Source organism: Pantoea sp. SIMBA_079 (genome assembly GCF_046940275.1).
In the GTDB taxonomy this organism is placed as follows: domain Bacteria; phylum Pseudomonadota; class Gammaproteobacteria; order Enterobacterales; family Enterobacteriaceae; genus Pantoea; species Pantoea borealis.
The window spans coordinates 11,866-25,300 of sequence record NZ_JAWRYR010000023.1 but is presented as its reverse complement, the minus strand read 5'-3'; the positions used below and the strand labels follow the sequence as shown (position 1 = coordinate 25,300).

The following is a 13,435-nucleotide window of genomic DNA, read 5'->3' as shown; positions in this document are numbered from 1 at the left end:
GGGGTGAATCACTTCACGCCCTGCTGAGCCCGTCTGCGTTGCCGCTTTGCCGTCTCAGTGGTGGCGCATTATAGGGATCCGAATTTTTTGCACAACCCCTTTTTTCGATCTTTTTTACTGAGTGGTGAGTTTCTGTGCTTTTCGCTGCGATCGCGAGCGATCCGGTTAAATTTCGTCTTGTTCAGCACCGCATTTAGCTGCACGCTGGGAATAATTGATAAAGGAGAAAGATCATGTCTGTAGCCCTGCGCCCTTATAAACACTGTTTTCCGCAAACCGGCGAACGCGTCATGGTAGATAGCAGCAGCGTTGTTGTGGGTGATGTCCGGTTAGAAGATGATGTCAGTATCTGGCCGCTGGTCGCGATCCGCGGTGATGTTAATCACGTCATTATTGGTAAAAGAAGCAATATACAGGATGGCAGCGTTCTGCACGTTACGCATAAGTCAGCCTCCAATCCCAAGGGGCATCCTTTACTCATTGGCGACGATGTGACGGTCGGGCATAAGGCGATGCTGCATGGCTGTACCATTAGCAATCGGGTGCTGGTCGGCATGGGTTCGATCGTACTGGACGGGGCCATCATTGAAGAGGATGTCATGATCGGAGCCGGCAGCCTGGTACCGCCCGGCAAGCGTCTCGTTAGCGGCTATCTCTATTTAGGCAGCCCGGTAAAACAGGTTCGGCCGCTAACTGAAGCTGAAATTGCCGGCCTGCTCTACTCATCCGGCAATTACGTTAAATGGAAGGATGATTATCTGAATCAGGAGAGCCAGACCCAGCCCTGATCGCTGATAGCATCCGTCAGAATAAGCTTTTCAGCTTCCTCTTCTATATCCCAGCGATGCGCGCTGAACAGCGCCATCGCCTCTCCCTCACCAAAACGTGCCTGGAGCGCGGGCTGAGAAATAGCACAGGTGACTCCCATGCCATTTACCAGGGCAGGAAAGATCACCACCTGCTGCTGCTGATCCCAGGATTCACGTTCAGGAAAGTGAATCGCCTGATTCATGGCTGCATCGTCTGTTTCAGTTTGTCGATTACCGGCGCAATCTCTGGCATGACGCCGTGCCAGAGCTGAAAAGCATGCGCAGCCTGACCCACCAGCATGCCCGTGCCATCCGCCAGTGCACCGGCACCCTGCTGCTTGCACCAGAGAAGGAAAGGAGTCAGGCCTGACTGATAAAACATGTCATAGCAGCGTACCCGGCTATCAATCAGTGTTGCAGGTAATGGCGGGATGTCGCCTGCAACACCGCTGGATGTGGCATTGATAATCAGATCAAAAGTGCCTGTATTAAGCTGGGCAAAATTTACAGCCTTAATCTCACCACAGTGGCCAAACTGTTGTGCCAGCTCTTCAGCACGGCTGGCAGTGCGGTTTACCACCACCAGCGAGCAGCCGGCGGCAAGCAGTGGCTGGATCACACCACGCGCAGCACCACCTGCACCGACCAGCAGGATCCGATCGCCCGGCTGGATCATCTCCAGCCTTTGCAGATCACTGAGCAGGCCGATCCCGTCTGTGTTATCTCCAAAAAGCGAGCCATCGCTTCTTTTATGCAGCGTGTTCACTGCGCCGGATAATCTGGCGCGATCGCTCAGCGCATTAGCCAGTGACCATGCCTGCTGTTTAAACGGCAGCGTAATGTTAGCGCCCTTCCCCGCAGCAGCGAAAAAGGCGTTTAACGTCTGCGGAAAAGTATCCAGCGGCGCACAGATTTGGCCATAGCGATGAGCTATACCGGTTTGCCGGGCAAATTCGTGATGAATAAAGGGCGATTTACTGTGCGCAATCGGATGACCAAAAACAGCGAAGTTTTCCATTTATCAGCCCTGACGAATCAGGTCACCGCTGAGTACATCGCGGATCTCTGAAGGATTAAGACGTCCCCCGGTGGCTGCCTGCAGCACCGGAAATGCAACGCCAAACTGCTCAGTGACTTCAGCAGCAGTGCGACAAGGCGGCATACCGGTCAGGTTTGCGCTGGTAGAGACCAGCGGTTTGCCAAAACCACGGCATAATGCCTGAACATCAGAATGATTACTGACGCGAATTGCCAGTGAATTAAAACGCCCCGTCAGCCAGCGTGGTGTGACGGGCAGCGCCGGCACTACCCAGGTTACCGGGCCGGGCCAGGAGGCAAACATACGTTCGCGCTGCTCTGCTGTCAGCTGCTCATCATCAATATAGGGCGTCAGCTGGCTGTAGTCAGCGGCAATCAGGATCAATCCTTTCTCAACCGGACGTTGTTTCAGCTCCAGCAGCGCCATTACCGCCCGTTCGCTGTCAGGATCGCAGCCAAGGCCAAATACGGCTTCGGTGGGATAGGCGATCACGCGCTGCTGGTTCAGCTGTTCAATGCAAAAGTCAGCGCTTCCTGGAATAGATTGAGACTGGTTCATGATTACTCTTCATCAGGCACAACGGGCTTGCCGCAGCGTTTACTGGCGCAGAAACGCCTGACGCCCTGTGCAGTTTTCTTTTCTATTAATAGCGAGAACTGGCAGTGTGGACAAATGCCCTCAACCGGCGTGGCGTTAATCGCAAACTGACACTCAGGGTAGCGATCGCAGGCGTGAAACGTTTTGCCATAGCGCGAGCGCCGCTGCACCAGCTTACCGCTGGCACACTGCGGACAGGCAATAGCCGTCACGTCAGGTTTATCAACCGCTTCCGTATAGTGACACGCCGGATAACTGCTACAGCCGATAAACATACCAAACCGTCCCTGCCGCAATACTTTGTCTGCCCCACACTGCGGGCAGGCATGCCCCTCCAGCACTTTAACGATATGTCCATCTGCCTGATTTTTCATCGGGCGGATATAGTCGCAGGCGGGATAGTTTGTACAGCCCAGAAACGGGCCCATTTTACCAGAACGTATGACTAATTCTGCCCCGCAGAGGGGGCAGGGTTCCTGTTTGTGCACGCTAAACAGCGCTGATTTATTCATATTACCTGGGGCATTCGTTACAGATTAATGCAGCATACCTTCATTGACGTCGAATAACAGTTCTTCCATTTGCTGATAGGCATTTTCGCATCCCGGAATATTAAACAGCACCATCAGCACCACCCATTTCAGGTCCTGCAGATCAAACTCCAGCGTATCAAGCGCCATGACCCGTTCGATAACCATTTCCCGCGTTTCCATGTTCAGTACCTGAATTTGTTCAAGGAACAACACGAAACCGCGACACTCTGCATCTAAACGCTGGCTCTCTTCTTCTGTGTAGATACGCATAGAGAGAGGATCATTTGCCAGTAATACCGGTGCGACCAGACCCTCCTGGTAATCCGCCAGCCGTTCAAGCCAGTTCAGCGCATTGTAGATGTCTTCACGGTGAAAACCGGCGTCGGTTAAATCATCAGTGAGTTTATCCTGATCAACGCGCATCTCAGCTTCGTTATGAATATAGGTTTCAAACAAGTACATAAGTACGTCGAACATGGCATGCCCTCCTCAATCGGACATAGCCGCCGGGTACAGCTGCGATCCATCCTGCTAACTCCAGTTCGAGCAATTGCGCAGCGATTACTGGCACAGGTTGGCCGGCACGTTCAGCGACGACGTCAACAGGTGTAACCTCATCACCTACGTTAGCCAACGCGCTGAGAAATGGCAATGGCACATCGTCACTGAGTTGTGAATATGTTGTGTCCGATTGGTTTACGGGCAGCCACTGCAGCGCAGAGTGAAGATCTTCCAGGATATTATTAGGATGAGCAACCAGCAGTGCGCCCTGCTGTATCAGCCAGTGCACGCCTTCGCTGCCGGCATTTCCCAGCGCGCCGGGCAGCGCATAAACATTGCGGTTTTGCTCGAGCGCGTAGCGTGCTGTGACCAGTGAACCGCTCTTCAGCGACGCCTCTACCACCAGCACGCCATGGCTTAACCCACTGATAATACGGTTACGACGCGGGAAGTTCGCAGCATGCGGCGCACATGTCAGCGGCAGTTCAGAGACCAGCGCACCGCCGTGGCTGATAATGTCACAGGCCAGCGCCTGATGCTGCCTGGGATAAAGGCGCTGTAATCCGCTGCCCAGTACAGCCAGCGTTTTTCCTCCGGCAGCCAGCGCAGCGCGATGCGCAATACCATCAATACCGCGCGCCAGTCCACTGGTGATGGTCAGGCCGCTTACGGCCAGCTGTTGCGTAAACCACTCCCCCCACTCTTTTCCGTAAAGTGAGCAGTTGCGGCTGCCAACCACGGCAAGCTGAGGCTGGGTAAGCACTGATGCATCGCCAGCGACAAACAGCACGGCCGGGTAGCGCGCGATCTCTTTGAGCCGTTCCGGGTAACAAACATCCGTGCAGTCAATCAGGTTATGCTGCGGCTGAGCCAGCCACTCCAGTGCGTTATTGAGCTGGCGCGGGCACAGCGTCAGATAGTGCTGTCGCTGTTGCTCGCTCATTCCCTGCACGTGCAGCCACTCGTCATCCACGCTGTCTGCAGCCTTTAACGCCGTCATAAAACGGTGCGCTTTATGGCCACTTAAACCACGTATGTTTGCTGCTCTGAGCACTCTTTCCCGCTTTTCCATTTTGGCTTCCCTGACCGCCGTGTCTGTGCCGTGCAATGCTGTCAATCGGGTCCTGAAAAGTCTACAATATGAACCAGTAATCTTTTCTTTAACGCATATAGATCTGGATATTTATGTCAGTTTTGCAGGTATTACATTTTCCTGACGATCGCCTTCGCAAAATTGCTGCCCCGGTTGCAGCAGTTGACGCCGACGTGCAGCGTATTGTCGATGATATGTTTGAAACGATGTATGCCGAAGAAGGTATTGGCCTGGCGGCTACGCAGGTTGATATCCATCAGCGTATTATTGTTATTGATGTCTCTGAAAATCGTGACGAGCGTCTGGTGCTTATTAATCCGGAACTGCTGGAAAAACACGGCGAGACCGGTATTGAGGAAGGCTGCCTTTCTATCCCGGAACAGCGTGCATTTGTCCCGCGCGCTGAGCGGGTCAAAGTGCGCGCGCTGGATCGTGACGGTAACAGCTTTGAACTGGAAACAGATGGCCTGCTGGCAATCTGTATTCAGCATGAGATTGACCATCTGGACGGCAAGCTGTTTATCGATTATCTGTCACCGCTGAAACGCCAGCGCATTAAACAGAAACTGGAAAAACTGGCTCGCCAGAATGCCCGCGCATCCTGAGAGCGAACAGAAGGCTAAATTGTGTCTGCACCGTTAAAAATTATTTTTGCCGGTACACCTGACTTTGCAGCGCGTCACCTCGACGCGCTGCTTGCATCTGAGCATCAGGTAACTGGCGTCTTTACCCAGCCCGATCGTCCTGCCGGACGCGGCAACAAACTTACTCCCGGTCCGGTAAAAGTGTTAGCACAGACGCACGGTATCCCGGTTTTTCAGCCAAAATCACTCAGGCCGGAAGAGAATCAGCAGCTGGTAGCCGATCTGCAGGCGGATATTATGGTTGTCGTGGCATATGGACTGATTCTGCCGCAGGCGGTGCTTTCCATGCCGCGTCTGGGTTGCGTAAACGTTCACGGCTCCCTGCTGCCACGCTGGCGCGGCGCGGCGCCCATCCAGCGTGCGCTTTGGGCTGGCGACCACGAAACCGGCGTGACCATTATGCAGATGGATGCTGGCCTCGATACAGGCGATATGCTGCTTAAACTCAACTGCCCGATTGGTCCCGAGGATACCAGCGCTTCGCTCTATGATCGTCTGGCTGAACTGGGGCCGCAGGGCCTGCTGCAAACGCTGAACATGCTGGCAGCCAATCGTGCACAGCCGGAGGTACAGGACAACGCTCTGGCAACCTACGCTGAAAAGCTCAGTAAAGAGGAAGCCAGACTGGACTGGACGCTGCCGGCGGCGCAGCTGGAACGCTGCATCCGCGCCTTTAATCCCTGGCCGGTAAGTTATTTTCTGATCGATGAGCAACCGGTAAAAGCCTGGCAGGCAACAGTATTACCGCATCAGAACAAACAGCCTGGCGAAATTCTGCATGCCGATAAACAGGGCATTCAGGTTGCCACCGCCGATGGCGTACTGAACCTGTTATCCCTTCAGCCCGCTGGCAAAAAACCTATGTCAGCCCAGGACCTGCTCAATTCACGCCGTGAATGGTTCACTCCCGGAACCGTTCTGGCCTGATCCTGTTGCCCGGCCTACGCCGGGCCCAATTGCCTGATGAAAAACTATGAAAAAAGCGACTAATCTGCGCAGCCTGGCGGCGCAACTGATCGAACGTGTGGTGGATAAGGGTGAATCGCTCAGCGCTATCCTTCCTGCCGCGCAAAAAACCGTGGCGGATAAAGATGGTGCCCTGCTGCAGGAGTTGTGCTTTGGCGTGACGCGCACGTTACCCCAGCTGGAAGCGCTGATCGGCAAGCTGATGGAGCGTCCGTTAACCGGTAAACAGCGCGTGCTGCACTATCTGATTATGGTCGGCCTTTATCAGCTGCTGTATACGCGGATCCCGCCGCATGCCGCGCTGGCAGAAACCGTGGCCGGCGCAGAAGTCCTTAAGCGGGCTAACCTGAAAGGGCTGCTGAATGGTGTATTACGCCAGTTTCAGCGTCAGCAGGAAAGCCTGCTGGCAGAGGTGGATCAGGCGCCGCAGCGCTATCTCCATCCTGGCTGGTTACTGAAGCGTCTTCAGCACGCCTGGCCGCAGCAGTGGCAGGCTATCACCGAAGCCAACAATCAGCGCCCGCCAATGTGGCTGCGCGTCAATCGCCAGCATCATTCGCGTGATGCCTGGCTGGCATTGCTGAACCAGGCGGATAAAAATGGTATCTGCGGTGATGCGCCGGATGCTCTGCGCCTGGAATCGCCAGCCCCCGTAAGCCAGCTGCCGGGTTTTGATCAGGGATGGGTTACGGTTCAGGATCTCTCTGCTCAGCGCTGTGCGCTGCTGCTTGAACCTCAGGCCGGCGAATATATTCTCGATCTCTGCGCAGCGCCGGGTGGCAAAACCACACATATTCTGGAAGTGGCACCGCAGGCCAGTGTAATGGCGGTGGATATTGATGAGCAGCGGCTGAGCCGCGTGCGGGAGAACCTGGGACGCCTTAACATGACTGCAGAAGTGCGTCAGGGTGATGGCCGTACGCCTGCCGCCTGGTGTAGTGACCAGACATTTGACCGTATCCTGCTCGATGCCCCCTGCTCTGCAACCGGCGTGATCCGGCGCCATCCGGATATTAAATGGCTGCGCCGCGATCGGGACATTGCGGAACTGGCGGCACTGCAGCGTGACATCCTCAATGCCATCTGGCCACGACTGAAATCAGGCGGAACATTACTTTATGCGACCTGTTCAGTACTGCCGGAAGAGAACCATGAGCAAATCCGTACGTTTCTCGCCGCCCATGATGATGCCATCGCGGTGCCCTTGCCGCAGGGCGATGAATATGGCTGGCAGGTCTTTCCGCACGCTGACGGCGGCGACGGCTTTTTCTACGCTAAGCTGATAAAAAAATAGTGCGGCGCACGTAAGTAATGAGAGCAACAGAGCGATGAAAATTATTATCCTCGGCGCCGGTCAGGTGGGCGGGACGCTGGCAGAAAATCTGGTAGGTGAAAATAACGATATCACCGTGGTAGACAGCGATCCTTCACGTTTACGCGTGTTACAGGATAAATTTGACCTGCGGGTTGTCCACGGCCATGGCTCTCATCCGCGTATCCTGCGTGAAGCGGGCGCAGAGGATGCCGATATGCTGGTTGCCGTAACCAGCTCAGACGAAACCAATATGATCGCCTGTCAGATCGCGTACTCGCTATTTAATACGCCAAACCGTATTGCGCGTATTCGCGCGGCAGACTATCTGCGCGATGGCGATAAGTTATTTACGCCGGAAGCGGTGCCCATTGATCACTTAATCTCCCCTGAACAGCTGGTTATCGACAATATCTATCGTCTTATCCAGTACCCTGGCGCACTTCAGGTGGTCAATTTTGCGGAAGGAAAAGTAAGCCTTGCCGTGGTTAAAGCCTATTATGGCGGCCCGCTGGTAGGCAATCCGCTCTCTATCATGCGCGAGCATATGCCGCATATCGATACGCGGGTTGCGGCTATTTTTCGTCAGGATCGCCCTATCCGTCCGCAGGGATCAACCATTGTTGAAGCGGGTGATGAAGTGTTCTTCATTGCTGCCAGCCAGCATATCCGCGCGGTGATGAGTGAGATGCAGCGGCTGGAAAAGCCCTATAAACGCATCATGCTGGTAGGCGGGGGTAATATTGGTTTTGGCCTGGCGCAGCGGCTGGAGAAACATTACAGCGTTAAACTCATTGAACGTAATCAGCAGCGCGCCGCTGAGCTGGCGGAAAACCTGCAGGATACCATTGTCTTCTATGGGGACGCCTCCGATCAGGAGCTGCTGGCTGAAGAGCATGTGGATCAGGTGGATCTTTTTATTGCCGTGACCAATGACGATGAGGCCAACATTATGTCAGCCATGCTGGCTAAAAAGATGGGGGCTAAAAAAGTCATGGTGCTGATTCAGCGTCGTGCCTATGTTGATCTGGTACAGGGCAGCGTCATAGATATCGCCATCTCACCCCAGCAGGCCACCATTTCTGCCCTGCTGAGCCATGTACGCAAAGCGGATATTGTGGGCGTTTCGTCACTGCGCCGCGGCATTGCAGAAGCCATTGAAGCTATTGCACATGGCGATGAGAGCACGTCACGCGTGGTAGGCCGCCAGATTGAGAACATCAAATTACCGCCCGGTACGCTGATTGGCGCAATTGTTCGCGGTGATGAAGTGATTATTGCTAATGCAAACGTCAGAATCGAACAGGGTGATCATGTGATCATGTTTCTGACAGACAAAAAATTTGTTCCGGATGTAGAGCGGCTGTTCCAGCCCAGCCCGTTTTTCCTCTGATAATCGCCGGACTGCATCCCCTTTCGCAGTCTCGCGTTAATCCGCTGCAATAATGGAAAATGCGCAAAGGTTTGTTAGACTTTAGCGATTGGCTTAGGCAAGGGAGATAACCATGAGTTTATTCAAAGAGTTTCGCGATTTCGCCATGCGTGGCAATGTTGTAGATTTGGCAGTCGGTGTCGTGATCGGTGCTGCGTTTGGTAAAATCGTTTCATCATTAGTGGCCAATATCATCATGCCTCCGCTGGGCCTGCTGATTGGCGGCGTGGACTTTAAACAGTTCAGATGGGTTTTAAAACCGGCCGAGGGTGATATTCCTGCTGTTGTGATGGAGTATGGTAATTTTATCCAGACCGTATTTGATTTTGTCATTATTGCATTCGCGATTTTCATGGCGATTAAAGTGATGAACAAACTCTATACCAAAAAAGAAGTAGAGAAGCCGGCACCGAAGCCTTCAAGCGAAGAAGTGCTGCTGACGGAAATCCGCGATTTACTGAAACAGCAGAATACAAAGATCTGATAAAAAAGCCGCCTGCTCAGGCGGCTTTTTTTATGTCATAGCAGAAGGCCAGTGATAAACAGTGTTGCTTATCGCTGGCCTCCCGCTGTTCTCTCTTTGCATGCTTCTCTTTACGACGATAGCTGCCTTTACCTTTGTGATTGCGCTCTATCCGCTGACGATAAAGCGGATCATGCAGTAACGCTTCCAGCGCATTATCATTTATAGTGCCTTTCCGGTGCTGATAGTGACTCATCTTTTTCTCCTGATAAATATCGGGGATAACTTTACTCTTATTGCCCGGCCTTTCAATCATTACTGCATGCGTATCGTTGCGCGCTCCGGCGTTTCAGAGACAGGCAGCTTGCTGTTCCTGACACAGCAAAATTATGTTCAACGGCACATCCGTGAGCCAGACAGCTGACCAGCGCACCATTTATTGATCTTCACGTTTAAAACGATAAGCGATATCAGCACGATAATGGCTGTATAAAAAGTCGGTACTCAGGCCAGCCTGCTGAAATTTACTTTCCAGCAGAGCGAGACGCCGGGAAATATCAGCATGAGCAGGTTCCTCTGCCTCAAGCGTCTGCAACAGCTTATGCAGCTCAAGCGCTTCTTTGCGAGCTTCAAGCTCCGGCGGCAGATAGCCGGCATTTTTCAACAGACGGTAAGCGGTGCGCAGCTCTGAAGGTACCCCGCTGTCATCATCGAGTTGTAACGGTGCGCCTTCGCCGGGAAGATTGCTGAATTCGCCTTTAGCCTGAGCCTCGCGGATGTGCTGTTCAGCCAGTTGATCGATTAACCTCATAGTGCCCTCCTCTCACTGTCTGACTGTAGTTCAGAATCCATAGCAGACAAATTACAGGCAATAAAAAACCCGCCGAAGCGGGTTTTTTACGATACTGCAGATTACTCTGCAGCAGCTTCTGCTTGAGCTTCTGGACGATCAACCAGCTCGATGTAAGCCATCGGAGCGTTGTCACCAGCACGGAAGCCACACTTCAGAATACGAGTGTAACCACCGGCACGGCTCGCGAAACGCGGGCCCAGCTCGTTAAACAGTTTTGCCACGATCTCGTTATCACGAGTACGGGCGAATGCCAGACGACGATTAGCTACGCTGTCGGTCTTGGCAAGAGTAATCAGCGGCTCAACTACGCGACGCAGTTCTTTGGCTTTCGGCAGAGTCGTTTTGATGATCTCATGACGAACCAGAGAACCAGCCATGTTGCGGAACATAGCCTGACGATGGCTGCTGTTGCGGTTCAGTTGACGACCACTCTTACGATGGCGCATGACCTTATCCTTCTCAGTGAAACCTTAACCTGTGATCGGTTTATTCATCAGCGATGCTTGCTGGTGGCCAGTTTTCCAGGCGCATGCCCAGAGACAGACCACGTGAAGCGAGCACATCTTTAATCTCAGTAAGAGATTTTTTACCGAGGTTAGGCGTTTTAAGCAGCTCAACCTCAGTACGCTGTACCAGATCACCGATGTAGTGGATAGCTTCTGCCTTAAGGCAGTTAGCAGAGCGGACAGTCAATTCCAGATCGTCAACAGGGCGCAGCAGGATCGGATCGAATTCTGGTTTCTCTTCTTTCACTTCCGGCTGACGTACGTCACGTAGGTCAACGAAAGCTTCCAGTTGTTCTGCCAGGATGGTGGCCGCACGACGAATCGCCTCTTCAGGATCGATTGTGCCGTTGGTTTCCATTTCGATGACCAGCTTGTCCAGGTCGGTGCGCTGCTCTACACGCGCTGCTTCAACATTGTAGGCGATACGGTCTACAGGGCTGTAGCAAGCGTCGACCAGCAGGCGGCCGATTGGGCGCTCATCTTCTTCCGAATGAATTCGGGCAGACGCCGGCACATAACCACGACCACGCTGAACTTTGATGCGCATGCTAATAGATGCGTTTTCATCGGTCAGATGGCAGATCACATGCTGCGGCTTGACGATTTCGACATCACCATCATGGGTGATGTCGGCTGCAGTCACAGGGCCAATGCCAGATTTATTCAAAGTAAGGATGACTTCATCTTTACCCTGAACTCTTACCGCCAGCCCTTTCAGGTTGAGCAGGATTTCCAGGATATCTTCCTGAACGCCCTCTTTGGTGGAGTACTCATGCAGCACGCCATCAATTTCAACCTCGGTCACCGCGCAACCCGGCATGGAAGAAAGCAGAATACGGCGCAGTGCGTTACCAAGAGTATGGCCAAAGCCACGCTCTAATGGTTCAAGGGTCACCTTGGCGTGCGTCGAACTCACTTGCTCGATATCTACCAGGCGCGGTTTTAGAAACTCTGTCACAGAACCCTGCATTGTGTCCTCTCTTTGGTACTAAGCTTTACTTAGAGTAAAGCTCGACGATCAGGTGTTCGTTAATGTCCGCAGACAGATCAGTACGCTCAGGCATACGCTTGAACACACCTTCCATCTTGGTCGCATCAACTTCCAGCCAGGTTGGCTTTTCACGCTGCTCAGCCAGCTCCAGAGCGGCCTTCACGCGAGATTGCTTTTTGGCTTTCTCACGGATGCTTACGACATCATTCGGAGATACCTGATAAGAAGCGATGTTAACAACGCGGCCATTTACCAGAATAGATTTGTGGCTAACCAGCTGACGTGCTTCTGCACGAGTGGCGCCAAAGCCCATACGGTAAACTACGTTATCCAGACGACCTTCCAGCAGAGCTAACAGGTTTTCACCGGTGTTGCCTTTCAGACGTGCTGCTTCTTTATAGTAGTTACGGAACTGACGCTCCAGCACGCCGTACATACGACGAACTTTCTGCTTTTCACGTAACTGACCGCCGTAATCAGACAGACGCGGTTTACGCGCACCATGCTGACCAGGGGCTTGTTCAATTTTGCACTTGGAATCAATCGCGCGAACGCCAGACTTAAGGAATAAGTCGGTACCCTCGCGACGGCTCAGCTTGAGCTTAGGACCCAAATATCTTGCCATTTTCTTTCTCCAACTAACCTAAAAAACGGGGCGTTATACGCGACGTTTTTTCGGCGGACGACAACCGTTGTGAGGGATCGGAGTCACATCAGTAATATTCGTGATGCGGAAACCGGCAGCGTTCAGAGCACGAATCGTAGATTCGCGGCCTGGACCTGGACCCTTAACCATAACTTCCAGGTTCTTAATACCGTAATCTTTTACCGCTTCTGCACAGCGCTCTGCAGCGACCTGAGCAGCAAACGGAGTAGATTTACGTGAACCGCGGAAACCGGAACCACCGGCGGTTGCCCAACCCAGTGCGTTACCCTGACGATCAGTAATGGTAACGATGGTGTTGTTAAAAGACGCATGGACATGAGCCACGCCATCTGAGACTTGTTTTCTTACACGCTTACGTGCACGAACTGGTGCCTTTGCCATTATTTACTCACCCCGATTATTTCTTGATCGGTTTACGCGGACCCTTACGGGTACGTGCGTTGGTCTTAGTACGCTGACCGCGAACTGGCAGACCACGACGATGGCGTAAACCACGGTAGCAACCAAGGTCCATAAGACGCTTGATGCTCAGGGTGATTTCACGGCGCAGATCACCTTCAACAACGAATTTACCAACTGCTTCACGCAGCTGATCAATCTGTTCTTCAGACAGCTCACTGATCTTAACATTTTCAGCAATGCCCGTTTCAACGCAGATAGCTTTGGAACGAGTTTTGCCGATACCGAAGATCGAAGTTAATGCGATAACGGTATGTTTATGATCAGGAATGTTAATGCCTGCTATACGGGCCACTATGCACTCCTATAATTAAATAAATGCGAACCATGCTGAAAAGCCCGTTTTCAGGATACTCAAATGGAAACGCATCGACATACAAAAGATTGGCTGGCTAATCTAGCCAGCTCAACCCGACTTTGCAAGAAAAATATGTGACTTAATCAGCCCTGGCGCTGTTTATGCTTAGGCTCGGCGCTGCAGATCACACGTACGACACCGTCGCGACGAATGATTTTGCAGTTACGACATAATTTCTTGACGGAAGCACGAACTTTCATTTTTACTCTCCG

20 protein-coding genes are annotated in these 13,435 nt (G+C 52.8%); 6 read left to right on the top strand and 14 right to left on the bottom strand.

All coding sequences use genetic code 11. The annotated features are described in order from the left end of the window. The first annotated feature begins 233 nt into the window (after positions 1–233). Entirely contained in the window at positions 234–788 is a 555-nt protein-coding gene (locus SB719_RS18600; protein ID WP_304236351.1) for a gamma carbonic anhydrase family protein, read from the top strand. Here SB719_RS18600 and SB719_RS18595 read toward each other — a convergent pair. The 6 genes from SB719_RS18595 to dprA are packed head-to-tail and all read right to left on the bottom strand — an operon-like array spanning position 764 to position 4,551. Next, positions 764–1,012 carry a DUF1488 domain-containing protein gene (locus SB719_RS18595; RefSeq protein ID WP_314689061.1) on the bottom strand — a complete coding sequence of 83 codons (249 nt, stop codon included), beginning with the start codon at positions 1,010–1,012 and terminating at the stop codon, positions 764–766. The genes SB719_RS18600 and SB719_RS18595 overlap by 25 nt on opposite strands. Continuing rightward, positions 1,009–1,827, bottom strand: coding sequence for a shikimate dehydrogenase (gene aroE / locus SB719_RS18590; protein WP_304236347.1), 819 nt, complete (start codon positions 1,825–1,827; stop codon positions 1,009–1,011). Before aroE ends, SB719_RS18595 begins: the two co-directional genes overlap by 4 nt. A 3-nt stretch (positions 1,828–1,830) precedes the next feature. Next, the gene (gene tsaC / locus SB719_RS18585) at positions 1,831–2,406 is read right to left on the bottom strand and encodes an L-threonylcarbamoyladenylate synthase type 1 TsaC (RefSeq protein ID WP_065648476.1); all 576 of its coding nucleotides are present in this window, start codon (positions 2,404–2,406) and stop codon (positions 1,831–1,833) included. Between the two features lie 2 nt (positions 2,407–2,408). Further along, the gene (locus tag SB719_RS18580; protein WP_412159549.1) at positions 2,409–2,957 is read right to left on the bottom strand and encodes a topoisomerase DNA-binding C4 zinc finger domain-containing protein; all 549 of its coding nucleotides are present in this window, start codon (positions 2,955–2,957) and stop codon (positions 2,409–2,411) included. A gap of 24 nt (positions 2,958–2,981) precedes the next feature. After that, on the bottom strand, positions 2,982–3,455 hold the full coding sequence (smg, locus tag SB719_RS18575) for a DUF494 family protein Smg (protein ID WP_039380755.1): 474 nt from the start codon (positions 3,453–3,455) through the stop codon (positions 2,982–2,984). Further along, on the bottom strand, positions 3,427–4,551 hold the full coding sequence (dprA, locus tag SB719_RS18570; protein ID WP_412159548.1) for a DNA-protecting protein DprA: 1,125 nt from the start codon (positions 4,549–4,551) through the stop codon (positions 3,427–3,429). Before dprA ends, smg begins: the two co-directional genes overlap by 29 nt. Before the next feature lie 113 nt (positions 4,552–4,664). On the opposite strand from dprA, the gene def reads away from it, so the two are divergent. From def to mscL, 5 genes are all read left to right on the top strand, one after another. Next, complete coding sequence (def, locus tag SB719_RS18565; RefSeq protein WP_065648473.1) at positions 4,665–5,177, top strand: peptide deformylase; 513 nt, start codon at positions 4,665–4,667, stop codon at positions 5,175–5,177. A 21-nt stretch (positions 5,178–5,198) separates the two neighbouring features. Continuing rightward, positions 5,199–6,143, top strand: coding sequence for a methionyl-tRNA formyltransferase (gene fmt / locus SB719_RS18560; RefSeq protein ID WP_304236335.1), 945 nt, complete (start codon positions 5,199–5,201; stop codon positions 6,141–6,143). Positions 6,144–6,189: 46 nt separating this feature from the next. Next, positions 6,190–7,476, top strand: coding sequence for a 16S rRNA (cytosine(967)-C(5))-methyltransferase RsmB (gene rsmB, locus SB719_RS18555; RefSeq protein ID WP_065648471.1), 1,287 nt, complete (start codon positions 6,190–6,192; stop codon positions 7,474–7,476). Between the two features lie 34 nt (positions 7,477–7,510). After that, positions 7,511–8,887 (top strand): Trk system potassium transporter TrkA, encoded by a 1,377-nt coding sequence (gene trkA / locus SB719_RS18550; RefSeq protein ID WP_065648470.1) that lies wholly within the window; start codon positions 7,511–7,513, stop codon positions 8,885–8,887. Positions 8,888–8,999: 112 nt separating this feature from the next. Beyond that, complete coding sequence (mscL, locus tag SB719_RS18545) at positions 9,000–9,410, top strand: large-conductance mechanosensitive channel protein MscL (protein ID WP_065648469.1); 411 nt, start codon at positions 9,000–9,002, stop codon at positions 9,408–9,410. Positions 9,411–9,426: 16 nt separating this feature from the next. On the opposite strand, the gene SB719_RS18540 is transcribed toward mscL, so the two are convergent. The 8 genes from SB719_RS18540 to rpmJ form a co-directional block, all read right to left on the bottom strand. Beyond that, positions 9,427–9,645, bottom strand: coding sequence for an alternative ribosome-rescue factor A (locus SB719_RS18540; RefSeq protein WP_304236330.1), 219 nt, complete (start codon positions 9,643–9,645; stop codon positions 9,427–9,429). A 180-nt stretch (positions 9,646–9,825) separates the two neighbouring features. Further along, on the bottom strand, positions 9,826–10,200 hold the full coding sequence (locus SB719_RS18535; protein ID WP_412159547.1) for a DUF1992 domain-containing protein: 375 nt from the start codon (positions 10,198–10,200) through the stop codon (positions 9,826–9,828). Positions 10,201–10,301: 101 nt separating this feature from the next. Next, positions 10,302–10,688, bottom strand: a complete 387-nt coding sequence (gene rplQ / locus SB719_RS18530) for a 50S ribosomal protein L17 (RefSeq protein ID WP_003850180.1) — start codon at positions 10,686–10,688, stop codon at positions 10,302–10,304. Between the two features lie 40 nt (positions 10,689–10,728). Next, on the bottom strand, positions 10,729–11,718 hold the full coding sequence (locus SB719_RS18525) for a DNA-directed RNA polymerase subunit alpha (protein ID WP_007891688.1): 990 nt from the start codon (positions 11,716–11,718) through the stop codon (positions 10,729–10,731). A gap of 25 nt (positions 11,719–11,743) precedes the next feature. Beyond that, entirely contained in the window at positions 11,744–12,364 is a 621-nt protein-coding gene (rpsD, locus tag SB719_RS18520) for a 30S ribosomal protein S4 (protein WP_039380782.1), read from the bottom strand. Between the two features lie 33 nt (positions 12,365–12,397). After that, positions 12,398–12,787 (bottom strand): 30S ribosomal protein S11, encoded by a 390-nt coding sequence (rpsK, locus tag SB719_RS18515; protein WP_004160563.1) that lies wholly within the window; start codon positions 12,785–12,787, stop codon positions 12,398–12,400. A gap of 16 nt (positions 12,788–12,803) precedes the next feature. Beyond that, positions 12,804–13,160, bottom strand: a complete 357-nt coding sequence (gene rpsM, locus SB719_RS18510; RefSeq protein ID WP_039380785.1) for a 30S ribosomal protein S13 — start codon at positions 13,158–13,160, stop codon at positions 12,804–12,806. Between the two features lie 146 nt (positions 13,161–13,306). Then, on the bottom strand, positions 13,307–13,423 hold the full coding sequence (rpmJ, locus tag SB719_RS18505) for a 50S ribosomal protein L36 (RefSeq protein ID WP_004160566.1): 117 nt from the start codon (positions 13,421–13,423) through the stop codon (positions 13,307–13,309). Positions 13,424–13,435 lie beyond the last annotated feature (12 nt).